The following is a 25,885-nucleotide window of genomic DNA, read 5'->3' on the forward strand; positions in this document are numbered from 1 at the left end:
GTCACTCCCTGAGCTCCATCAACAGCAATGCCTCCGCCTCGGCGTCGCTGAGTGCATCCAGATCCAGCGCGACAGCGGTTTTGAAAGAAGGGGCACCGGTTTCCTGCACGGCATCGACGAACAACTCGGAAAGCAGAAAGCTTCCCAACGCCTCCACGCTCGGGTAATCGAACAACACCGTCGCGCGCAGCTTCAGATCCAACTTTTTCTGAAGTATTTCGCGCAGATCCATGGCGGCCATCGAATCCAGGCCCAGGTCGAAAAGCCGACGCTGGCGGCCCACCTGCTCCGGACCGGCCAAGCCCAGCACCGAAGCGATCGCGATCCGCAGCGCCTTCTCCATCTCGGTTGCCCGTTGCCCGCTCGGCAGTCGCTGCAAACTGACACGCAGGCCGCCGACTTCCGCGGATGTCGCCATTTGAGCCCCTTCCCGGAAGGCCGACAGCAATGGGCTACCCGCATACTCGTTGCGGTGGACCATGAATCGGGACCAATCGATCGCCGCCGCCAATAGGGCGGGACGCGATTCCTGCGCCAACTGTCCGAGCACGTGCAATCCCTGGGTCAAACCGAACGGCTGCAGCCCCATGTCGGCAAGGCGCTTGCCATAGGCCGTACCGAGCCTTGCCGTCATGCCAGCTTCGCCCCAAGGCCCGAAGCCAATGGCGATGGCCGCGATCCCTTGCCGTTGGAATTGCTCGGCAAAGCTCTCCAGAGCTGCATTCGCGGCAGCATAGGCGGACTGCCCTTGAGCGGGCAGCGTGGCCGCCATCGAGCCGAACAGCACCACGAAGCCGGGGCGGCAACGATCCGCCAAGGCCAGCAACGCTTCGGCGATCTCCCACTTCGGCCCCAATACGGCATCCAGATCGTCCACGCAGGTCTGGAGCGCCAATGCGTCTGCCGTGGTGCCGGCGGCATGGAAGATCCCTCCGATCGGCATGGCATCCGAGCCAAGGTCCTCCGGTATGCCGTCGTTAACCACGATCTCTTCGACGTGGGTACCGCCCTGGCCGCTCTTGTTCTGCCAGGACGCCAACATGACCGGATTGGGGCGACGCACCAGCACCTGCACCCGACCTGCATTCTGTTCGATCAGATGATTCACAAGGGCTTGGCCGATGCCGCCGTGACCGCCGGTGACCAAGTAGCGGGCATCTTTGCGTATCTGCAGTTCACCGTGGCTGCGTGCAGGTTTGTAGCGCTCCAGCCGGGGCACCTGAAGCCGGCCTTGATGCCATGCCCACAGTCGCTCGTCGCTCGTCACGCTCAGCACGTGCCGGAGGGCGTGCAACAGTTCGTCCTGAGTCGCACTGGCATCCATATCGAGCACACGCAGGTCGAGCTCGGGGTGTTCAACCTGCAAGGTACGTGCAAAGCCCCAGACTGCGGCAGCCAGCGGCGAGCTTCCCGACTCGCTATCCGGCCAATGCTGCGCGCGTCGCGTCAATATCAACAGACGAGGCATCGGGCACAGCTCGAGGGTCAGCAGCCGCTGCCAGATTTCAAGCAATTGCCTCAGGCGGCACCACGGCCTGCCACTGCCCGGACTGCATACATCCGGCACCGAGATCACGAGTCGCTCGACCGGATCGCTGCTCAGGTGCCGCGTCATCGTATCCAGGCAGACCTGCATGGCACCGGCGTCTTCGGCGTCGGCCGAAGGCCAGGGCAAGTGCCAACGCAGGTGCTCAAACATGCCTTCTTGCGATGTACCCGCGCCGCTCGGCAACCCTTCGGCCCCCAGCCATCCGACCTGCCCTTCAGACGGCATGTCGCTACCCTGCGCCACGTCCTGCCAAGCCGTCTGATACAGCCAGTCTCGAACCGAATCGCGATAGCCCAGCTTCAACGCTTCGCGCTGGGCTCGGCGCGTTTCGAATCCCGCGATCCTGGCAACGACATGGCCATCGGCTTCGAACAGGCAGATGTCTTCGCGAGCGCGAGCGCCCTCGGCAACCGGCTGCTGTCGGGCACGTGCGTGGGCCCAGGCCTGTTCGTAACCGGCATGCCAACCGTAAAACTCCAGTCGCTCGATACTGACTGGTATGAATATGTGATCGGCATCGTGTTGCGTCGTCCAGTCGAGCTGGCCGCTGCTGAGTACCGAGAAGCATGTATCGATCAACCCCGGATATAGCTCGAAGGCGTCCAACGCGTCCGGCAATACCGGCAAGGACATCTGGCGGACCGTTTCCTCGCCACGGACCCAACCCTGGCCCAACCAGCGGAAGGAGTCGCCAAGGGTGTAGCCGTGCTCCCAGAACTGGGCATAGAACGATTCGCGGGAAATCGTCTCTTGCCAAGTCGCCGTAACCTCGGCGGCATCTGCGGGAGCTGGTCCTCCAATAGCCCCTGCGCGCACCAGGCAACGCATGTGCGTAACCCAGGCATGCTCGTCGTCCCCGTTCGCCTCGTCGCAACTGACCAGCTCCACGCCATAGTGGGATCCGGAACGCGTCAGGATAAGTTCCACCCAGCGGGCTCCCCGGTCGTGCAGTACCAACGGGCTCAGCAAGCGGACATCTTCGATCGTGCAAGGCCAGGCGCCACCTGCTGACTTCCATGCGCAAAGCACCATGGACAAGTGCGATGCTGCCGGCACCACTACCGTTCCCAGCAGTCGATGGTGGTCCACGTAGGCCGGCGATTGCGCGGTGAATCGGCGCCTGAAGCGTATTTCGGCCGACCGCGGCAGGCTCAGTCGCTCACCGATCGCGTAATACCCGCAAATGACTGCCATCGGAGGCTGCGTGGGCACCAGAACCTGCTGCTCATGCGGCCAATAGCGCGTGCCGGCAAAGGGGTATAGCGGCGCATTCGTCGAGCGCCGCGCACCGGCATCCGGCCAGCGCACTGGAAAACCTGCGACAAATGCGCCTGCAAGCAAGTACCAATCGAATGCATCGGGCGCCGCCGCCAGAGCCGGCGCGACCATGCTGCCCAGACTGCGAGCGCTCAGAGGTATGCTCGCATCGGTGTTAGGTGCGCTCGACTGGAAACCAGTCGCCCGCTTCCAGAAACCGGCTTGCGCGAAGGATTCATTCAAGGACCGGCCATGGCGGTCCAGGACACGCGCATGGACCGCGCCCGCGTCCGGCATGGGCAGCGCTTCGCCTCGTAGCCAACGCTGGGCGGCCTCGCCCTGCAGACCAGCAGCTACCGCAGCCAGTACTGGGAGCGGCGCCGTCCCCTGCAACCAGGTGTGTACCGCCACTCCCAGCTCACGCAGGCGTAGGGCTACCGCGAGCGTTGCCGCTTCCTGGACGAAGCAGTCGCCTCCGGACTGCGGCGACAGCTTGAGCATCTTTACGATGGCACGGCTGGTGTCGATGTCGAAAAGGTCCAGCTCGATCGCAAGGCCTTGCTCGGAATCCGTGGCGATCGCGGGAGCATGCAGCTCCATGCTGGCCAGTGAAGCGAGCGCCTCATCGGCGCTGGTCGCGACAATGGCAGCACGCGCCGGCCCGGACCAGCGGCCTAGGCGGCTGGTTGCGCACAACGCCAGATACGAGTCGGTGTCGTCACCGCAGGCAGCCAGGGCTGCCACCCAGCGCTCGCTCAATGCCGACAAGGCATCTGTATCGGCGGCAGCCAGGCATAGAATCGGCAATGGGCGAGGCCCAGGCCGGAGAATCTCTGGTGCGGAAGCCAACAGCAGATGGGCATTGGTTCCCGAAAATCCGAAAGAGCTGATGCCGCCCAGGCGAACACCCGCATCCGGCAGTGCCGCCTGCATTCCGGCAACCCGTAGGTGCGTGGCGCCGATCTCCGCGACTTGTGGATTCATTTGCTGGAAATGCCGATTCGCCGGGATGCTTCCCGACTGCAGCGACATGGCCAGTTTCAACAGGCCGGCGATGCCGGCCGCCGCCTCGGCATGTCCGATCAGGCTCTTGGCCGACCCCACCCACAATGGCTTGTTGCGCGTCGGGCGATCGAAGACCCTAGCCAGGGCTTGCCATTCGATGGGATCACCCAGGGTCGTGCCAGTACCGTGGGCCTCGATCAAATCGATGGCATCGGCATGCACACCTGCCTGCGCCAAGGCAGCTTCGATGACCTGCTGCTGCGCTGCCGGGTTCGGCGCCGTCAACGAACTGCTTCGGCCGTCCTGATTCAAGGCCGAGCCCAGGACCAGTGCCAGTACTTGATCGCCGTCCCTCTCTGCATCGGAGAGCCGCTTCAGAACCACGATGCCGCACCCTTCGGCGCGCACATAGCCATCGGCGCTGCGGTCGAAACTCTTGCAGCGCCCGTCGGGGGCCAGCATGTTCGCCTTGCACGGCGAGGCAAACGTCGAAGGATCCAGGATCAGATTGACGCCACCGGCAAGCGCCAGCTCGCTTTCGCCCGAGCGCAGGCTTTGGCAGGCCAAGTGGACTGCCACCGCCGACGAGGAACACGCAGTATCGATGGCCATGCTGGGCCCTTGCAGGCCGAATACATAGGATACGCGGCCGGCAATCACGTTCAGCTTGCTGCCCGTGCCGAGATAGGCCAGATCTGGCGTCAGATCCATGTGCTGGCGCAGCAAGGGCAGGTACTCGTTGTCGGCTACTCCCAGGAATACCCCGGCCTTGCTGCCGCGCAATGACATCGGGTCGATGCCGGCCTGCTCCAGGGCATGCCATGTCCCTTGCAGCACCAGCCGTTGCTGGGGGTCCAGAAGTTTCGCTTCGCGCGGGCCTATACCGAACACGGCTGCGTCGAACTGCTCGACATGGGCTAACGCACCGAAAGCCATCGTGTAGGGACGCTCTGGATTGCACGTGCTCATCCAGGCATCCAGGTCGAAGCGCTGGCTGGGGGCATCGACGATGCCGTCGACCCCGTTCAACAGGTTCTGCCAGTACGCGGACAACGAGTCGGCACCACCAGGCATGCGAGCCGAGGCACCTATGATGGCGATGGGTTCGTCGTGGGCGCCCGTCCATGATGGAGCAACAGGCGGGGCCGGGTCCGGTTCAAACAGCGATTGCGCCAGATGTCCAGCGAGGGCGGCGCAATTGCCGTGCTCGAATACGACGGTCCCGGGCAAATGCCGTGCAAACGTCTTGCTCAGGCGATTGCGGATGTCGATGGCAAGCACGGAGTCCATGCCTATCTCGAGCAGTGGCTTGTCCAACGGCAGCTCCCGCTTGGACAAGCCCAGGACCTGCGCCGCAATCGTTCGCACCAAGTCCTGCAACACCAGCAATCGCGGGCCAGGAGCCTGCGCACGCAGGCGCGCCAGCAGGCCGTCATCCCCGGCCTGGAGACTCGCCGCCGGATTGGGCGGAGTGGGCACGGCGACCATGTCGTCGAACCAGGCGAACGGATGCGCACTGTGGCAGGTATCGCGAAACTGGGGCCAAGCTGCCGAAACCAGGACCTCCTCATCCATGTCTATGCCCGATTCCGTCGCCAGCAATGCACCAACCACATCGTGGATGGACATGGATTGCAGACCCGCGGCGGCCAGTTGGTGACCCTCCGTCCCCCCCGCCATCCGCGTATCGGCAACGGGGCCTAATGCCAGGTAGCTGGCCGGCATTCCTTGCCGGCGGCGCCACGCCGCGAGGCCAGCGAGGCCGGCATTGGCGCACGCATAGATCGCATGAGAAGGACTGCCCCAGGTGCCGGCAGCCGAGCCGACCAACACGAATTGCTCAGGCTCATCAACCGCCGTCAGCAAGTGCAGTTGCATCGCCCCATCTAGCTTGGCACCCAGCATCGCATCCAGATGCGCGTCCGATTGGGCGTCATCCAACGAACTGGCGGCCAATTGCCCCGCGAGATGGTAGACGTCGGTGATGCGCTGGCCGTACCCGTGCGCTTGCTCGACCGCCGACGCCAATGCCGGTGGATTGGCAAGGTCCACGTTCATCGACACGATCCGAGCGCCTGCAGTGCGCATGGCTTGCAGGCGCTCACGCTTGGAAGTCGGCAATGCTGCTTCAGGTTGCCGCGACAGCACGATCAGGCAACCGTGATCGCGTACCGACAAAGCTTCCAGCAAGCCCAAGCCGATATCGCCAAAACCGCCGGTGACCAGGACAACATCGGCCGGCCGACGGCGTTCCAATGACAACTTCCGCGTCGTTGCGGTTCGCAGGCGCGGCACCAACACCGCATCCTCCGCAACACGCCAGCGAGGCTCTGCCTGGATGTGCTCCGCACTCGTCGAAAGCAGGGCTTGGACATCGGACCTGGCCAAGCCGGCTGCGTCGACGCCAGTCAGACAAGCGATGCTCGCTTGTGCCTGCCAACTCAAGGAAGCGACAAAAGAGGCCAATGCCTCCACGGCGACGGCGTCCTCACCGTCGATTTCACCTGCACCGGGCAGCAGAACCCAATAGATGCCTTTTGGGTCCTGCTGGAGAAAACGCTGGTAGGAGGCCGCCAACAGCATAAGCGACCTGCGCAGGCCATAGGTGCGGTGCTCCAGAAAACGCAGATCGAGCATATGTCCGACTGGCGCCTGACTATCCTGCTGGCTCAAACACGCCGGCATGACGAGCGGCACCGCAGGATCGCACAAGACTTCGAAGCTGACGCGCTGATCGCTGGCAGGCACCGATTTGGCCTGCCAGGACCAGCACACGCGGTGGGGCAGGACACGCCCACCGCCGCGCAGCGCATGGCCTGCCCCGGGCCAGTACGTCTTGTGCTGGAACGGATACATCGGCGCACGCACGTACGGGCGGCCGCTACCGGGCCAATCCAGATTCAAGCCAGCACAAAACACCTCGGCCTGCGCCGATGCGAAAGCCTCCGTTTCGTTTGCTTTCATCAGGCTGGGCACGGCCGTCTGGGTCAAACCAGCCTGACGCGCGAGACAAATCAGTGTATTGCCGGGGCCAATTTCGATCAGGATATCGACCTTCTCGGCAGCCAAGGTCCCCAACGCTGCAGTGAATGCCACCGGTTCGCGCGCATGCGCGAGCCAATGGCCCACATCGGTCAGTTCCTTCGTCGCTAGTCGCCCCGTCCGCGAGGAAATCAGCTCGACGGTCGGCTCGTGCAGGTCCAGTCCGGCGACGTGCCGGGCAAAGGCAGGCAGCATGGGCTCCATCATGGCGGAGTGGAAGGCATGCGACACACCCAGTCGAGCGGCGCGAATCCGCTCCGCTGCCAGATCAGCTTGAAGCGCCTCTACAGCGGCGACCGGACCGGCCACGACCGTCTGCGTTTCGCTGTTCATTCCAGAGATCGACACCTCTGGATGCGCAAAAAGCAGCTCTCGCACCCGCGCGGTCTCTGCCGCGACGGCGAGCATCGCGCCGGCCTCGCAGCATTCGTCCATCAATCGGCCGCGGGCTGCGGCAAGCCGGAGTCCAGTGGCTGAGTCGAACACGCCGGCCGCGCAGGCCGCCGCGATTTCACCGACGCTGTGCCCCAGCACCAGGTCGGGTCGTACTCCGAGTGCGGCCCAGGATTGCAGCAATCCATACTGCAGCAAGAACAAGGCTGGCTGGGCAAAACGGGTGTTGCCCATCAAAGTATCCGCTTCGGCACCGAACAGGTCGTCCAGGTCAATGCCGACAGCTTCCTTGAACACCGGAGCCAGTCGCGCCACTTCGGCGGCAAACGCGGAATTGCCAGCCCTCAGCGAACGTCCCATGCCAGCGTATTGCGCACCCTGCCCTGAAAACAGGAACGCCACACTGCGCCTGCCGGCCGGCGCCTGGCCAGTCCATGCCACCGACGCTCCACCATCTCCATTGAGCAAGGACTGCAACGCGGCCCTTAGCAGCGTATCGTCGCTCCCCATACAAACGGAGCGGTAATCCAGTCGTGCCCGTCCGCCGTTGGCCTTGGCGCATAGCGCGCGCGTGGCTTCTGGCGTCGCCGATTCCAGCGCCAAAAGCCAGCGTTTCTGCAACTCCCGCAGCGCCGTCGGTGACTTGGCCGTCATAGCCAGTAGCATCGGTTCCTCGTCGGCTTCATCCGCCCGCACCGCCGGTGCCTGCGACACGATCACGTGGGCGTTGCTGCCGCTTCCACCAAACGCGCTGATTCCTGCCAGGCACTCGTTCGCCTGCAGCGGCCAAGCCCGATGCTCGGTTGGCACCTTCAACAGCGTGCCCGCCCAATCGAAATGCGGCGTCGGCTTTGTCAGATGCAGATGCCGGGGCAACTGACCAGCACGCATCGACAAGACGACCTTGATCAACGCGGCAATGCCTGCAGCCGACTCCAGGTGTCCGATGTTGGTCTTGACCGATCCGACCCACAGTGGCCTCGTACGTGACGCGAACACTTCGCTTAACGCCCGCAGTTCGATCGGATCGCCGAGCGCCGTGCCCGTCCCGTGCGCTTCTACATAGTCGATCTGCTCAGGCGTGACGCCAGCATCCTCCAATGCGGCACGCATGACGGCGACTTGGGCGGCGCCGTTTGGCGTCATGAGGCCCGAACTGGCGCCATCTTGGTTGATCGCCGAACCGCGCAGCACCGCCAACACAGGCCTTCCTTCATGCACGGCCTGGCTCAGGCTCATCAACACCAGCATGCCGCAACCCTCGCCGCGCACGATGCCATCGGCAGAGGCATCGAACGCTTTGCAGCGTCCGTTGGCGGCAAGCAGGTTGGAACGACTCGATGCCTCGGTGACTTCCGGTGCCAGGACGATATTGACACCGCCGACCAGGGCCAGGCCACACTCACCGCGACGGAGCGACTGCATGGCAAGGTGCACGGCCGTCAGGCCGGAGGAACAAGCGGTATCCACCGCCATTGCCGATCCGTTCAAGCCAAGCTGGTAGGCCAGTCGACCGGCGATGAAATTCAGGGAATTGCCCGAGACATAATAGGCATCGATCGGCGACTCGTCCTGGCGATCCTGCAGCCTTGCCGCGTAATCGCGTGCCGTTGCACCGATGAACACACTCGACCTGGTGCCCCGCAGATCTTCGGCGCGAATGCCGGCATCCTCCAGCGCGTGCCAAGCGCATTCGAGGGCCCAACGCTGTTGTGGATCCAGGCTGCGTGCCTCACGAGGCGAAATACCAAAGAACTCGGCATCGAAATCGCCCGGGCGGTCCAACAGCCCTGCGTGGCGCCCCGGCATACCGGCTTCCTCGCCGCCAGCCTGGGCCGGCAATTCCCAACGCATCGGATCGATTTGCCCGATGGCATCGACGCCATTGGCAAGCAAGCGCCAATAGGCGTCGAGATCTTCCGCACCGGGAAAGCGGCAGGCCATGCCAACTACCGCTACCGGCGCGTGCCACGCCGCTTCCAGTTCGGCAACGCGCTGGCGCTGCTGGCGCAATGCACGCAGCGACTGTTCGATCAGGTTCGCCTCGCGGCTACCGACAGGCGGGGTCTCGCTCACCGCTGCTCTCCTGCAAGGTCAGGCAGATTCCTAAGCTCGCGCTCCAGGGATGCCTCCAACTCGTCCAAAAGGAGCACGTCCGAACCGACTTGACGCTCGGCTGCCAGCCCGGCCAAGCAGGTCTCTGGCGAGTCATGTGCATCCACTCCGCATGCTTCCTTTCTCAGCATGTCGAGCAGATGTCGCACCAGGCTCACCGGGCTAGGCCAGTCGTAAATCATTGTGGCTGGCAAGTTAAGCTGAAACTCGCGTTCGATCCGCTGGCGAAATTCCAGGGCCATCAGAGAATCCACACCCATGGCCTGAAAGCCATCATCCATCGACAGGTGACGGATATCGGACACGTTCAATACGGAAGCAAGCAACGGCATCACCGTCGCTTCCACCAGCGCTTCCTGCTTGCGCATGCTCAGCCCGCTCAGCCGCGCCCGCCAAGCGGCCGGCATTGGGGCTTCGGGCACCATGCCGGCAGACGTGTCCACCGGCGCGGTCCTGCCGACCAGGTGCGCCAGCAAGGCCCCCTCTCCGGCACTGGCCATCAACGCCTGCAGGCGCGGCCAATCGTTGCGGGCTACCACCATGCCACCTGGGTCGTCTCGGGTGGCTACCGCCAGCACTTCGACAATCTCTTCCGAGTCGATCGCCTGCACGCCGTAGCCTGCCAACACAGCGCGACTTTCCTCGCCTGCGGCCATACCGCCAGGACGGAGATGACCCCAGTTGATGGAAGTACCGGATAGACCCAGACTCCTGCGTTCGGCGATGAGCCCATCGATATACCCGTTGGCTGCGGCATAGTGCGCTTGGCCCTTGAAGCCCCAGGCCGAAGCCCCCGACGAGAAGCATAGGAAGAAATCCAAGGGCAACGCTCGACTCTGCCGATCGAGATTCGCCGTACCGAAGACCTTTGCGGCAAACACGCGCTCGAAATCGGCGCGACGAAGATCTCCTGCAGACATCGGTTCCGTAATCACGCCGGCCAGATGCAGGATTCCACGCAAGGGCGCCGGATCCTTCGCGATGGTCTCGAACGCCGAAGCAACGGCACCGGCATCGGCAAGGTCCAATACATCGACGACGACGCGAACCTGCCGTGCCCGCAGTTCCGCCACCAAATCCCGCTGCACGGCTGTCTCGATCCCTGTGCGCGAGAAAACCCGGATGTGACGCACGCCCTGATCTGCCAACCAGCGCAGTACCACCAATCCGACACCGCCCAGGCCGCCTGTCACCAGATACTGAGCGTCGGACAGCACCGGTATCGTGGATGCATTGGCATCCATGGGAAGCAAACGTGGCAACTTTCGCCCGGCCGCGCTCCAATGGCATTCACGGGCCGCCGATGGAAGCTCCAGTTCCTGGGCTGCCCGGCACAGGCTGTCGCCGTCGTCGGGATCGAACAACACGCGCGCGATACCATGCTGGCCGGATTCCAGGCTGGCAACGCGGGCAAAGGCCAGCAACCCCTGGCCGACGGAACCGGCAATGCCCTTCTCTGTAGCAATCCAGACGCGCAGACGCGCGTCAACGTGCCGCTGCGGCCAGGATAGAAGCTCGGCCAGTCGCATGCAGGTCGAGAGAAGATCTGTCGTGTACGGACCAGCCAAAACATGCATGCGGACCGGTGTCATGCCCGTCATGACCGTTTCAGCCAGCGGACCGAGACCGTCGGGCGCATCGATCAAGTCCGATGCTTCGGCGCCCAGCCTGATCAGGGCGTCCCGCAGCCTTTGCCGCAAGATCGCATCGGCACCGATCAGCACGTGCCGTAGACGCGCAGGCGATTGTTTCGCCAAGCCGGCATAGCGCGCCAGAACCAGTTTTTGCGAGCTTCCCGGGTGGCCATCGACCACTTGGACGGCATCGAAACCGATCCGCGTCAGCAATTGCCGCCAAGCGGAGATGCCGAGCAACGGATAGTCCGCGCGCAATGGATCATGGTCAAAACACCACCAACCATCGGTCAGGCCGAAGGTCAAATCGACCCAGGCCTGCTGCTCGGTTCCTTCGACCAGCGCCAGCCATCCACCCGGCTTCAACTGGCTTGCCGCGCGCCGCAGAGAACGCTCGATGTCGCGGGTCGCATGCACGACGTTGGCCGCGATCACTAGATCGTTGGCACCTCCGGCGACGAACCCATCGACATCCGATTCAAGGTCGAAGGTCAATGCAGAGAAACCCTGCAGATGCCCGAATTGGCGATGCGCTCGCGTCACGAACGCGGGACCAACGTCGGTAAAGCAGTATTTAGCGTCCCGTCCTACCAGCCGCGGCAACACATGGGCGGTCGTACCGCCAGTGCCGCCACCGATCTCCAGGATGCGCAGGCCCTGGCCTGGCGGGCAGGCAGCCAGCAACGTCTCCAGCCACTCGCACATGCTCTGGCTCAACGCATTCAGAACCGGCCCGTCGCGATACAACTCGGTAACGTCGTCGAAACTGTTGTCCGGAAACAAAAGATGCACCGGATTGCGCATGCCTGCCAATACGGCTCCCAGCTCCAGCCCGCAGCGATGTAGCAGACGGAACTCCACCCGCCGGCCATGCCTGGCCTGAAAGGCCTCGATACACTCCTCGAGAGGGGCTGCGCCACGCGCCTGTTCGGTCGTCTCGAACGAGCCATGTCGCTGCACCAGGTAGCCAGCCTGCTCCAGCATGGCAAGCAGGCGCGGCACCAGTGGTTTCAGCCTTGGCAGAACCCGCAGAAGCTTCGTCACCGACTGCAAATCCTGCACCTGGCAATGAAGATTCGCAGCAAACCACATGGCTCGCACATAGTCGGCGGCCAGGCGTTCAAGATCACGCTCATAAGCCTGATAAAGACACAGGCTTTCTGTCTGCGCCGGTGACGGGGCTTCGGGGACAGCCGTCGGCGGCAACAGGTCGAAGGCTGCCTCCGGCTGCCACGCCAACTGATACAGCAAGCCGCCGGGTAGCCATCGCTCACCGCGTAGCGCTGCATGGAAGCGACGCAGCAGCGCGCGACCCGTCGAATCGACGTCCTTGATTCCCGCGCGTGCCAGGCACTCTGCAAAATCCGGGATGCCGGGCGCCATCGCAGCCGCCTCGGTCTCGTCCAGCCAGTATCGTTGACGCTGGAACGCGTAACTCGGGAGTGCCATGACTGGCCCCCGCCCGCCGAACCAAGCTTGCCAGCGAAGCATCGCCCCCAATTGCCACAGTGCTGCCAGCGTGGCGGGAAGCAGGCGCTCCTGCGGCCGCTCCGCTCCAGAGCCCGTTGGCAGAAGGGCAGCATGCGGCAGCATCCGCCGCACCAGACCCAGCAGCGACTTGCCGGCCCCCAGTTCAACACAGACATCGATCGATGCAGCTGCCAGCGTCCGCAGCGCCGAGGAAAACTGCACGGGCTCGCGACATTGCCGAAGCAGATAAGCACGATCGATCTGGCTGTGCGATTCGCCGTCCTGGGAGGATACGAACTGGCAATGGGCTTTCTGCAACGCAAGCGATGAGGTAGCTTCGTCGAGTTCGGGCAGCAGGGCGTCTACCGCTGCCGTGTGGAACGCATGGCGATTGCGGAGCGCTGCATGGGCCTGTCCGGCTTCCGTCAGTGATGCGAGCAAAGCCTCCACGCTCCCAGCGGGCCCAGCAATGACCTGCACGTCGACGGCGTTGCACGCAGCCAGCGCAAGACCAGGGGCGACCGACAGCCACCCTTCCAGTTCCGACTCCCGGCAGAAGACCGCGACCATCCCTCCTGGAGGCATGCCTCGGCTCATGATCTGGCCACGCTGGCAGGCAAAACGCATCGCGGATGCTTCATCGAGGATGCCCGCGGCAACCATGGCCGCTATTTCACCGACGCTATGACCAAGGCAAGCCACCGGTTCGATGCCGAGCTCCCGCAGCCGACGCAGTAGCGCCAATTGCAGTGCCAGCAGCGCAGGCTGCGCGTACCGGGTATCACTCAGTCGAGAAGCCCGGTCATGCTGCAGCAGTGCAAACAGATCCTCGTCGCAGTGCGGCCGTGCAAGCATGCAGAGCGCGCCCAGGTGAATCGCGAACGCCGGATCGGCAGCGAGCAATCCGTCGGCCATGTGTGCGTGCAAGCTGCCCTGGCCGGTGAAAAGAAACGCTACTCGAGGCGCCGACTTGCTACGTGCGGTCGGCAACTTGGCTGCGGCAAGTGCCTCGCGCAACCCTGTCGCATCCTGTGCACTGGCGCACAACCTCCAGGGCATCGAATCGCGACGAGTTGCCGCGGCCATGCAGTAATGACGAACAGCGTCCTCGCAATCCAGCTTGTCGAGGGCCGCTGCATGGTGGCCGATCATGGCCGCAAGCCCCGCCTCGTCACGCGCCGAGATGGGCAGCAGCAAGTCGGACGTGACCACTGGCGGTTCGCCGCCGTCTCGCAGCGGCGCCTCGGCCAGCAGTACATGAGCGTTGGTACCACTGAAGCCGAATGAGCTGATGCCGGCGACCCGCGGACGTCCACTGCGTGCCCATGGCCTTGCCTGATTCAAGGGCCGGACGGGCAACGATTGCCAGTCAACTTCCGGCGTCAGGTCATTGGCGAAGCGTTGCGCCGGCAGCAGGTCATGCTGCAAGGCCAGAAGTACCTTGATCACCGAGGCGATCCCAGCGGCTGCCTCCAAGTGACCGATATTGGTCTTCACCGACCCGATGGGCAGTGGCATCGCGGGGTCGCGGCCGGCAAAGACCTCGCCCAGGCTGTTCAGCTCGATTGGATCGCCCAGACGCGTGCCAGTGCCGTGGGCTTCGACGTAATCAATATCGTGGACGGACAAACCGGCATCGTTCAGCGCGAGCCGGACCAATTCGGATTGTGAAGGTCCATTGGGCACGGTCAAACCGGCCGATCGTCCGTCCTGGTTGCAGGCGCTCCCCGCCAACACAGCCAAGATGCGGTCGCCATCGCGTACAGCATGGTCGAGTCGCTTCAACATGACTATTCCGCAGCCTTCGGAGCGGCCGAATCCATCTGCTTGAGCCGAGAATGCCTTGCAACGACCATCAGGCGCGAGCATGCCGGCTTGCTGAAAGTTGATGTGCACCTGTGGAAGGACTATCCGATTTACGCCACCGACCAGCGCCTGGTCGCAATTGCCACCCTGGATGCTGAGCCTTGCCAGGTGCATGGCAACCAGCGAGGAGCTGCAGGCAGTGTCGATCGCAACACTTGGGCCTTTCAGGCCCAGCCAATACGAGATGCGGCCGCTGGCAGTGGAATGACAGGTCCCCGAGCTGAGATAGGCATCGATCTGCTCCAATCTCTGACGAGCCAGCATCTGTTGATAGTCGTTGCTGCAAAGTCCCACAAAGACGCCGGTACGCGAATCGCGCAGCTCACTGGCGCTTTTGCCGGCGTGCTCCAGTGTCTGCCACACCACTTCCAGCAAGAGCCGCTGCTGCGGATCCAACGACTTCGCCTCGCGAGGCGAGATTCCGAAAAAGTCCGCATCGAATTCACGCAGGTTTCCTACAAAGCCGCCTTCTCGCACGCGCAAGCGATCGGCCGACATCGCCCCGGCATCGAAACGATCTTTTGGAATCGGGCCGATTGCATCGCCCGCGCCAAGCAGTAATCGCCAGAACGACTCCAAATCCTCGCCCCCGGGAAACTGGCAAGCCATACCGACGATCGCGACGGACATGCATTGCGCGTTGCGTGCCGTCAGCAGCTGTTTCTCCAGCCGCTCGATGGCTTCCAGCGATTCCAGCAATAGGGCTTCTACCGCCTCGGAATCCCGATCGCTCATACGATTGCTCCGCGGCGTAGTTGCGCCAGTTTGTCGCTAAGATGCTTGCGCACATCCGAGCCATCGATGGCCGTGGCACAGCCGGTCGCTGCAACGGTGCCTACGGGTGCCGCCTCGGCTTCGGCGACCGGGTTCGCCCCTGCTGCGCCGACAGGGGCCAATCGTCGGGCCAGGTACTGCGAAAGGGCATGCACATTCGGATAGTCGAATAGCAGCGAGGATGGCAGGCTGATACCCAAGGCCTGCTGCAATCGGTTGCGCATCTCCACGGCGCCTAGCGAATCGATGCCCAGATCGGTGAAGCCTTGATGGAAGTCCAGATCGGTTGCGGCGAAACCCAGCACTCTGGCGAGTTCTTGTTGAGCAAGTCTGACCAGCGCAGGCAGGCGCTCTGAATCTGACATGCGCTGCCAATCTGGCATCGCCGGCGTCGGGGTCGAGGCGGCCGTGCCCACCTTCCCAGGATCGATGGCCGCTGGCGTGCATTTCGTCACCAGGTTCGAAAACATGGCGCGTTGCCGTAAGCAAGGATCGGCTTCCGACCAATTCATCGGTACGGCGGCCAGCCAGGCCAAACCACTGCCAATGGCCAGTTCGACAGCCGCCAGTGCCTCTGCCGGTTGAAGCGGAAGGATGCCCTTTCCGGTGGCACGCCGATCTGCGCCCAGGGACGCCGCCGAACCAACCTCCGACACCGTGCCGAGCGCAATGCTCAACGCTGGGACGCCGCGGGCACGAAGTTGCGCGGCCAACCCATCGAGGCCAGCATTGGCTGCCGAATGGTTGGCCTGTCCAGGTGAACCGAAGACACCCGCGACCGAAGAGAACAGCACGAAATACTGCAGCGGTTGCGCCGCCAGCAGGTTCGCCAATTGGCATGCGGCCGTGAGCTTGGTCGTAAGTACGGGCGCTAGCGTATGTCCGTCCTGCTGCGGCAGGAGACCATCGGATAGCACACCTGCTGCGTGAAAGACGCCAAGTACCGGTGGCCAGTCTTGACCAAAGCGGGCACAGAGCGTGGTCAGGGCGGTGTCGTCGTTCAGGTCGAGCACCGGTAGCTCAACCATGACGCCTCGCTCCCGCAAGGATTCAACCATTGCCGTAGCCCTGGCATCGACGGGGCCGCGACGACTCACCAGCACAAGATGCTTGGCACCCCGCGAGGCTAGCCAGTCCGCTACGATCAATCCCAGGCCGCCCGTGCCGCCGGTAATCAGGTACGAGCCATCCAGGTCAGTCGCCAGTTGCCGTGTCGACAAGCTGGCACGCCATTGAATGGCCAGCTTGCCAATGTGCTGGCCGCGCTGCATGCGCCGAAACAGACTGGTTGCCTGTTCCGGAGACGTCGTGCGTACCGGCATCAAGGGAAGCCGTGCACGATCGATCGTCGCGACGATGTCGCGTAGGCCATTGGCGACGAGTTCCGGACAGCTCGCAGTCTCCCGGTAGAGATCCAAGACGTGATAGCGGACATCCGGACGCTTCGATGCCATCTCGGCATCGCTCGAAATGCCCTGCTTGGCGAGTTCCACGAACCGTCCGCCCCGTTGAAGGCAGGCAAGGCTTGCATCGATGAATCCCGGTGAAGTCAGGCTATTGACGACGACTGCGACCCCCTGCCCCTGCGTATACCCCAAAACTTCCTGGGCGAAATCGGTACGCCGCGAATCGAATACGGCCTCGGCGCCTTGCGAGCGCACCCAATCAGCCTTGTGACGACTGGCGCTTGCGACCACGCGCGCGCCGCGCGCGCGTGCCAGTTGCAACGTTGCCCATCCCGTTGCGCCGGCCGCAGCATGGATCAGTACCAACTCGCCATGCGCAACCTCGGCAAGATCGAGCGCGCGCAGCGCGGTCAGGAACGCTACCGGCACGCTGACCGCACGCTCCAGCGGCCAGTGCCTGGGCACCGGATGCGTATAGCGAGCATCGATGGTCGCAACGCTGGCCATGGATCCTGGTGCAATGGCCATAACCCAATCGCCGACAGCCAGCCCATGGACCCCGTCGCCAATGGCTTCGATCTGTCCTACGCATTCGCTGCCCAAACCTTCCGGCCGCTTGAATGGCAACGCACCCAGTGCGTCGAGCAAGTCGAGGAAATTGATGCCGGACCAGGTCGTGCGTATGCGCACCTGCCCTGCCGCCGGTGCCGAAATTCCTGCATCGACCAGCTTGATATCATCAAGGCTCGCGCCACCTGCCAGGAGGCGTTTGTCGCACCCAGCCGCGGCAGGCACCCATACGTGCGCGCGGTGTACGAAGCGCTGTCCGTCGCGCCATGCCAGCTCGCGCTCGCGCGAGCCCGCTTGCAATTCGCACTCCAGGTACGCCACAAGGCGTTCCGCACTAAGTGGTTCGACCGTATCCACATCGATCAGCGTCGCCCCAAATTCCGGACGCTCAAGATCGAACGCACGGACCAGACCTTGGATGCTCGCCGCAGCGAGATCGTTAACGGCTTCGTTGGGCAACACCGCCTGTCCGCCGCTGGTCAGCACGAATATCCGAGGCGGCGCAATCTCTGCGTCCCTGGCCAAGGCGTTCAGTGTCGCAAGCACGGCAGTGCCCGCGTCGAGCGGGGCCACGCCACTCGGCACCACCAGTACCTGGGCCAGCGCTCTGCCATCCGCGCTCAAATACGTGCTTGCCGAAACAGGTACGGGCACGCTGAAGGAAGTCGCCCCTTCATTGGACGGAAATTGCGCAGGACGCAGGCAGACCGTCTCCAGCAGCTCGGGCTTGCGCGCGATCAATACCTGCTGGTGCAGCTTCCAGTGCGCCGCACGCCGCCCCACCTCGGTAAAGCCCGAGGCACGCAAGCGCTCATCCCACGCTTGGGCATCGAGCAGGGCACTGTCCTGACGCGCATCGGTAAAGGCCCACCAGCCACCGGTGAGTCCAAAAACAAGATCCAGCCAAAGCTGTTGCTCCGTCACTTCCAAGAGCAACAGATAGCCGCCAGGCCGAAGCAGTCGATGCAGGCGCGCCAGGCTGGCAGGAATATCCTTTGTGGCGTGCACGACATTGGCAGCGACGATCACGTCGAAGCGTTCGCCGTCGAACCCGGCGACCGATTCGTCGCTCTCCAGATCAAAGACTCGCCAGCGCAAGCTTCGATGATCGGCGAAACGCTCACGTGCTCCGGCCATGAAGGCGGCGGAAACGTCGGAGAACATGTAATTCAGCCGAGCACCATCCAGGATCTCCAGGGCTACGCCCGTGGTGGCTCCCGTCCCGGCGCCAACCTCCAGGACGCTGAGCGCGCGCCCTTCCGGGAGTTGTTGCTGCAGGGCGTGGAGTGCTTTCGCCAGTTCCCGATTGCATGCTTGAGCACCGACACTTTGCCCGTACACGCCGGCGAGCAGCGCACGGCCGTCGCCCTCAAACAGGAGTTCCACGGCATCCCGGCCATCGGCCAGGATCTCCGGCAGAGCCCTGAGGCATCGATGCAATAGGCGCGCCTCGTAATCCGACTCGGCCAGGCCCACGTCGGACACTTCGGCCAACCGTATTCCAAGCCGGGCATCTGCCGACCAATCCAGGCCCTGTTCCGAACGGTTCAATATTCCGGTTTCAACGGCTCGCGCGAGGCAACGTCGAAACAGTCGGGCACGATGGCCCGGCAGCCGATGGGCCAAGGCGTCGACCGCCGAATCGGAGATTGTGGTGCCGAAGGCCGCCGGCATACCGAACTGGACCAACACCGCCGGCAGCCAGTGCAGTACCCGCGACTCGAGGGCCGCCATCGCATCCCGGTAGCCCAGCAATGGCGGCGTCAAGGCATCGCATTTCTCGAAGGGCATCGGCACCGGCATGCTGGTCTCCGGGCCATCCATCGCCAACCATTCAGCGCTGAACAGGCTGTCTGCGGACGGCAGTTTCCAATGCACCGGCCGGGGCGACGAAACCAGATGAAACTGCTGTGCCCGGCGCAGGTGCAGGCCCTGCCATGCCAGCACCTTCTCGCCCTGCGGATCGAATGCCACACCGTCGACAATCAAATCGTCGTTGTTCGCCTGCAACGAGGGACGCCGCCGCCAGCAAACCGTCAAGTGGTCCATATCGAGCCGACCCAGTTGCAAGCGCTCCAGGGCAAACGGAACGTGCGCTGTGCCGGGCGCAAACATGGCAACCGGATGCATGGCCGCATCCAGCAAGACAACCCGTTGCAAAGCCGGCGAAAGCCCGTCTACGGCCGAAATGCGGGCGACGATAGTGCTTTCGTGACCGACCAAAGCCTGTACGGCGCGGAACGGTGCCCGATAGCCAAGTCCAAGCTCCTCCAGGGTCTCGTACAACGCATCGCCGCCAAGATTCGGAGCTTGCTCGAGCAAGCGTTGCGCCTCGGGCCACTCAATCGTGACAGGTACGACCATGGTATCGATCCGACCGATGGCGCCTGCATGCATCAAGCGTTGCCAGGATCCCTGATCGTCCTGTGCACGCACGTGAACCGATACCTGGTCGTCGGCCTGCACGACCTGCAAATCCAGATCCGGTAGGCCGGTAGCCAAAGTCGCGGCGGCTGGCCAATGCACGTCGTCGAGTGCAACGTGGCCGTGCCTATCGGCGATAGCCTCCAATGCAGCGACCAGGCTGAGCGAAGCGGGGATGACGACCTCGCCGAACACGAAGTGGCCGGCCAGTGCAGGTAACCGCTTCAAACCTACCTTGCCGGCACGGACTCGTTGCGGCACGGCGAGCTGGATATCGGTATGGGCAATACGATCATCTGGCGCGGTGCCTGCATCCCCAGCCAGGGAAGTCGATGTAGGCACCTGGTCGTACCAGAATCTCTGGCGCTGAAATGGATAGTGCGGCAGCGACACCGGCTGGGTGCGTCCGACAAGGCCCAAGATCGACCAGTCCGGTGCGCCACCGGCGACATACCAACGCGCCAACGCCTGCAGCATGCCAGTCCAGCCGTCGATCTGGCGGCTCTGTGTCACCTGCAGTACGGCCTTGGAGTCCGGCGCACTTCGGCGCGTCAAACCTGGTAAGCCGGAGCTCGGTCCAATCTCGATGGCAAGATCGACTCCGGACGCCATCAATGCCTTCGCCGCGTCGGCATAGCGCACAGGCGCAACCATCTGGGAAACCCAATAGTCGGATTCCGACATGGCGCCACGATCCAGACCGCCATCCCTGCTCGAATAGGTGGGCAATTGCGACGATTGCAATACCACCCCGTCGAATGCCTGCGCCAAGGATTCCTGCGCACCGGCCACCCAAGGCGAGTGGAAAGCGCGGGAAACGTCGAGACGTTTCCACGATGCACCCAGTTCGGACAGGCGCCGCTCCAATACCGCAAGCGCGGCAAAGCCGCCAGAAACCGTCACAGCGTCAGGCGCGTTGATCGCGCTTATAGCGAGTGCCTGACCGATTTCGGCGACAAGCGCCGACACGGTGGCATCGTCAAGACGCACGGCCGTCATGCCGGCATCGTCAGGAATGGCTGCGATCGCATGTCCTCGCGCACAAACGGCCAAGGCCGCCGCTTCGGCATCCATGATGCCGGCCATCACCGCCGCAGCGTACTCGCCGACGCTGTGGCCCAACACGGCGGCCGGCATCATGCCAAGCTCACGCAACGCGTCAGCCAGTGCCCATTGCATCGCGAACAACGCCGGCTGCGTGTTCTCGGTCCTTGCCAAACGACGATCGTCGGCATGCAGGCAAAGATCGATCAGGTTGCCGTCCAGAGCGACAGCCATCCATGCCGCACATTGATCAAGCCGCTTTCGGAACGCCGGCCAGGTCTCATACAACGAGCGTGCCATGCCAGCATATTGGGCGCCCTGCCCCGGAAACAGGAACGCTACCTTTGGGGGGCGCATCCCTGCCTCGCCACGGCATACCGACGATCCATCTCGACACTGTACACGTGCATCCTGCAACGACCGGGCGACGAATGCGGCACGATGCCTGAACGATGCTCGCCCGCGTTGAAGACTCAACGAAACAGCTGCCAGATCGGGGCAATCAGATTCATCCAGGTGCGCAGCAAAGTTGCGGATCTGCGCATCCAGCGCTGCTTCTGATTTAGCGGATAGCACCAACAGTTCTGGCGAACCCGCCGGGGCCGCGGTGATCCCGTGCGGCGATGCCGGAGCAGAGGCCAACACCACATGGGCATTGGCGCCGGCGAAACTGAACGCGCTCACCCCTGCCCAACGACGACCATCAGCACCAAGAGGCCAGGCTTCCAGACGATCCTGGACACGTACGCACATGCGTTCGAACGCAATCAACGCATTGGGTTGCCGGAAATGCAGGCTGGGTGGCAACTCGCCGTGGTACATCGCCAGGCTGGTCTTGATGATGCCGGCAATGCCTGCCGCCGCCTCCAGATGGCCGATGTTGGATTTGACGCTACCGATACGCAGCGGCTTGGCCGGATCACGCTCCGCCCCCAAGACAGCGCCGAGTGCATTGACTTCGATCGGATCTCCGAGGCGTGTGCCGGTCCCGTGAGCTTCCACATAATCGATGCGTGCCGGTGCGACCCGCGCCTGCGCATAGGCTTCGCGCAGCAGAGCTTCCTGGGCTTTTGGATTCGGTGCGGTCAGCCCATTGCTGCGGCCGTCCTGATTAAGCGCGCTGGCTTCGATTACCGTCCAGATGCGATCACCGTCGCGCACGGCCTCATCAAGCCGCTTCAGCACCAGCATGCCGGCACCTTCACCACGAACGTAGCCATCGGCGCTGTTGTCGAATGCCTTGGAACGCCCGTCCGGTGCCAGGAAACCGCCGAGAGCGAAGCTGACCGTCACCGCCGGCGACAGCAGGCTCATCGCGCCACCAGCCAAGGCCAGGTCGCAACTGCCATCGTGCAGCGCGCTGCAGGCTTGGTGCAATGCCGTCAACGATGCCGAGCACGCGGTCTCGATGGCCATGCTCGGCCCCCGCAGGTCGAGCAGGTAGGAGATACGGTTGGCGATGACACAGTTGAAATTGCCGGACCCGAAGTAAGTATCGACGGCTTGCGCATCAAAAAGGCGTTCGTAGTAATCGTAAACCGAGGTGCCCATGTATACGCCGGTGCGCGAGCCACGCAAACTGTCCGGTGCGATGGCCGCGTCTTCGAGTGCGCACCATGCCACCTCAAGCGCTAGTCGTTGCTTGGGGTCCAACGCTTTGGCTTCCGTAGCGGAAATACCGAAAAACGGCGCGTCGAACTGATCGATGTCGTCGATGAAACCGCCAAAGCCGACCGCCGCCTTTTGCTCGGGTGTCAGCCGTGGCAACAGATCGGCGAGATCGAACCGTCGATCCTCCGGAATCGGTCGCACGGCATCGCGGCCTTCGCGCAGCAGTTTCCAGAATGCACGCAGGTTCGGTGCGCCCGGGAAACGGGCTGCCATCCCGACGATGGCGACTGGCGCGCGCCGGATCATTGTGCCGCCACTCGTTTCGGTATCGGTGAAGTCACCACTGGCAGTGCCTTTATGCCGCGCAACAGCACGCTTTCACGCCATTCGAACTCGCTGGCATGCAACCGGATGTCCGGCGCACGCTCAAACAGGCGCTGAACCACGCACTCCGCCTGCAGGCGCGCCAAATGCGCGCCCAGGCAAAAATGGATGCCAGCGCCGAATGGCAGCTTGCTCCGCTCGGTGCGCTGAATCAGGAACCGGTCGGGGTCTTGGAATTGCACCGGATCGCGATTGGCGGCGCCGAGTGAAAAATTCACACGCGCGCCGGCCGGTATCACGATGTCATCGATCATCACCGGTTCGGTGCTCAGGCGAGCCACACCCTGTACCGGCGTGTCGTAGCGAAGCATTTCATCGACGGCATCGGCGCACAGGCCAACGTCATTGCGGAGCATGTCGGCCTGGTCTGGATGCCTGAGCAATCCAAGCATGCCGTTGCCGATCAGGTTTTCGGTCGTCTCCTGGCCGACGCTGAACAACATGATCGCGAACGCGTATACCCCCGCTTCGTCAAGTTGGCCGTCCGCTTCCGCGCGTGTCAGGAGACCCAGCAAGTTCCTTGGCGACTCCGCGCGGGCCTTGGCCACATGCGGTGCAAAAAACCGTACGAAGTCATGTACCACCTCGTCCATGCGCCGATAGGAATCCAACGGCTGCGGTGGCACCAGCACGCCGAAGAGGCGTCTGGACCATTCCACCACCAGCGGCATCTCGGCCGCCGGAATTCCTTGCAGCGCGGCCATGACCAAGGTTGGTAGCGGATGGGCCAGGTCCCGGATCAGGTCCCAACTGCCCTGGAGCAATGCCTGGTCGAGCAGCGCGTCGACGATGTTCAACACCAGGGCACGATGGTGCTCGACGCCGCCCGGTGAAAGGTCGCGGCTAAACAGCCTCCGCACCACGTCGTGGTCTGGTGGATCGCGAAAGAACAACCAATGCTTGATGCATGCGATCAAACGATCGAAGTTGGTTCCCGCCAACGCAGCCTTGGTTGCCATCTGCTCCGGAAGATCGTCCACTCGAAAGCGCGCGTCCGCGAGCAACGATCGAACGTCCCGATACCGTACCAACAACCACTGTTCCCCGCGGAACCCCGCAAATCGATGCACGGGCTCCTTGGCCCTGATCGCCGCGTACACAGGATAAGGATCCCGCCGGAACTCCGGCAGAAACGGGTTGTAGAGCGGCACGGCGCTCATGCAGACATCTCGGCCTGCTGGTGATGGGTGCGAACGCTGGCCAGTTCATGCAACACGTGATTGCAGAGCGCATCGATATTCGGATAGATCCACAACAGGCTTGAATCCTGCCGCCTGCCGATCCAGCGTTCGACGTCGCTGGCAAACCCGACTGCGGCGGACGAGTCCAGGCCCAGGTCGGAGAACGAGGCACCGGGATCGATGCGTGCCACGGGCATGCGGAGCTGCTTGGCCAGTTTCGCTACGATCAAGGCATGGACGTGATCGATATCGGCATCGAACGGCAGACGAACATCGGCATCCACTTGGCTCACATCGCTGGACGAGGCGATGTCGCGCACAATCTCGCCTTCAAAAATCCCCCCGGAAACAAACGTCGCCTGACACTGACGGCGTTGAATCTTGCCACTGGAGGTTTTCGGCAAAGTCGCCGGCTTGATCAGCACGATTCCGTGGACCTGGATGTCGGCAGCTTCCACAACGGATGAACGAATCGCAGCGCAGACCGCATCAGCATCCAGATTGCGCAAAGCGGTGCGCTCGACTTCCTGCACCACGACCAGCCGCTCTTCGCCATCGACTTCGACCGCGAACGCTGCACCGCAGTCCTCACGGAGCGCCGGATGCGATTGCTGCAGGATGTTTTCGAGGTCTTGCGGATAATGGTTCTGGCCACGGACGATGACCATTTCCTTTAGGCGGCCGGAAATGAAGACCTCGCCGTTCCGGAGGAACGCCATATCGCCGGTGCGGAGGAACGGGCCATCCCCATCCACGGTACGTGCGGCAAAAATGCGTGCGCTCTCTTCGGGCTTATTCCAGTAGCCCTTACATACGCTGCCCCCATGAATCCATAACTCGCCGATGTGGCCGTCCGGCAAGGACGCCATAGTCTCGGGATCAACGATCACGATCCTCAGGTCGGAGCGTGGTTTGCCGCTAGCAATCAAGGCCATGGCCGAAGCGTGGCTCGTCTCGCCATGGTCCACCATGCGGCCATTCCGATACGCGTCGGCGTCGGCATCCACGATCTGGGCCAGTCCGTCGTGATCGGCGGTCAGCGCAATCAACGTGATCTCCGCCAGCCCATAGGCCGGGAATGTCGTTGTCCGACGGAAACCGTGGGCGGCATATGTTGCCTCGAAATCGAGTACCGTCTGGGCGCGGATAGGTTCCGCGCCATTCAGCGCCAGGCACCAACTGGAAAGATCCAAGCCGGTGCGTTGCTCGAGTGGAATGCTCAGGCAACGCTCATAGGCAAAATTCGGCGCCATGCTCGTCGTGCCACGGTAAGTCGAAATGGCACGCAGCCAACGAACCGGCTGTTGAAGGAACGCCACCGGCGTCATCAGGTAGCAAGTTGCGCCAAGGTACAGCGCCTGGAGGACGTTGCCGATCAACCCCAGGTCGTGAAACAACGGCAACCAGGTCACGAACACCGATTGCGTGCTGTGGCCAAAAGCGCGCTCGATCAGGTTGGAGTTATGGATCAGGTTGCCGTGACTGACCATGACGCCTTTTGGCGTACCGGTCGAACCGGAAGTGTATTGCAGGAACGCGATGTCGCTATGCGACACTCCAGGATCCTCCCAAGTGTCCGGCGACGCCATCTCGATGGCATCGACCGCCAGTTGGGGAAGCTGACCGAAAACCTCCGGGTCCCTGAGCCAATCTCCGCTCTTGGCCAGATTCTCGGCCGTGGTCAGCACGACGGTCACGCCAGCGTCGGTGACGATGGAGGCCAGCCGCCGCCAATGCAGTTGCTTTGGCTTCGGATTGTTTACCGGAACGGCAATGACTCCGGCATATAGGCAGGCTACAAACGCAACGATGAAATCGATTCCGGAAGGAAACAGCAACAAGGCGCGCGAACCGCGTCCGAAACGTTGCTGCAACGAGGCCGCCAGCGCCCTGGCGCGATTGTCGAGCTCCTCGTAATTGATCGAGTCTTCGATCAGTTCACCATCGCGGAGGAAGGTATAGGCTGTTTTTTCCGCGTGGAGATGGGCCCATTGCCGAGCACGCGTGACAAGAGTTTCATGACTTGCAGACATGGTTGACCTCAGCGCAGAGACAAAGCACACGCGGCCTCGCATATAGCGAGGCGTTCATTCCTGGGAAGTGCCTGGATTGTTCGTCGCCTGAAGGCGAACCAGAGCGCCTGATTCGAATGGAACGCCC

At 63.0% G+C, this 25,885-nt stretch carries 5 protein-coding genes; all 5 read right to left on the reverse strand.

Features of this window, described 5'->3' with window-relative positions:
• Position 1 precedes the first annotated feature (1 nt).
• From ASG87_RS11425 to ASG87_RS11445, 5 genes are read right to left on the reverse strand one after another with little or no spacing between them, the layout of a single operon-like run.
• Positions 2 to 9,322, reverse strand: a complete 9,321-nt coding sequence (locus ASG87_RS11425) for a type I polyketide synthase (protein WP_056004974.1) — start codon at positions 9,320 to 9,322, stop codon at positions 2 to 4.
• Positions 9,319 to 15,066 carry a type I polyketide synthase gene (locus tag ASG87_RS11430; RefSeq protein WP_056004976.1) on the reverse strand — a complete coding sequence of 1,916 codons (5,748 nt, stop codon included), beginning with the start codon at positions 15,064 to 15,066 and terminating at the stop codon, positions 9,319 to 9,321. The genes ASG87_RS11425 and ASG87_RS11430 overlap by 4 nt, the downstream gene beginning before the upstream one ends.
• Entirely contained in the window at positions 15,063 to 22,466 is a 7,404-nt protein-coding gene (locus ASG87_RS11435; protein ID WP_082582922.1) for a type I polyketide synthase, read from the reverse strand. The genes ASG87_RS11430 and ASG87_RS11435 overlap by 4 nt, the downstream gene beginning before the upstream one ends.
• Positions 22,463 to 23,704 (reverse strand): cytochrome P450, encoded by a 1,242-nt coding sequence (locus ASG87_RS11440; protein ID WP_056004980.1) that lies wholly within the window; start codon positions 23,702 to 23,704, stop codon positions 22,463 to 22,465. Before ASG87_RS11440 ends, ASG87_RS11435 begins: the two co-directional genes overlap by 4 nt.
• A complete protein-coding gene (locus tag ASG87_RS11445; protein ID WP_162258360.1) occupies positions 23,701 to 25,758 on the reverse strand; it encodes an AMP-binding protein in 2,058 nt (685 codons plus the stop codon). Before ASG87_RS11445 ends, ASG87_RS11440 begins: the two co-directional genes overlap by 4 nt.
• Between the last annotated feature and the right edge of the window lie 127 nt (positions 25,759 to 25,885).

Origin of the sequence: Frateuria sp. Soil773, from assembly GCF_001428405.1 — a bacterium.
Lineage (GTDB): Bacteria > Pseudomonadota > Gammaproteobacteria > Xanthomonadales > Rhodanobacteraceae > LMSL01.

Bases quoted from the DNA above. Each gene is read 5' to 3' on its own strand.
- ASG87_RS11445 (WP_162258360.1), bottom strand. From the start codon at position 25,758: ATGTCTGCAAGTCATGAAACTCTTGTCACGCGTGCTCGGCAATGGGCC.
- ASG87_RS11440 (WP_056004980.1), bottom strand. From the start codon at position 23,704: ATGAGCGCCGTGCCGCTCTACAACCCGTTTCTGCCGGAGTTCCGGCGG.
- ASG87_RS11435 (WP_082582922.1), bottom strand. From the start codon at position 22,466: ATGATCCGGCGCGCGCCAGTCGCCATCGTCGGGATGGCAGCCCGTTTC.
- ASG87_RS11430 (WP_056004976.1), bottom strand. From the start codon at position 15,066: ATGAGCGATCGGGATTCCGAGGCGGTAGAAGCCCTATTGCTGGAATCG.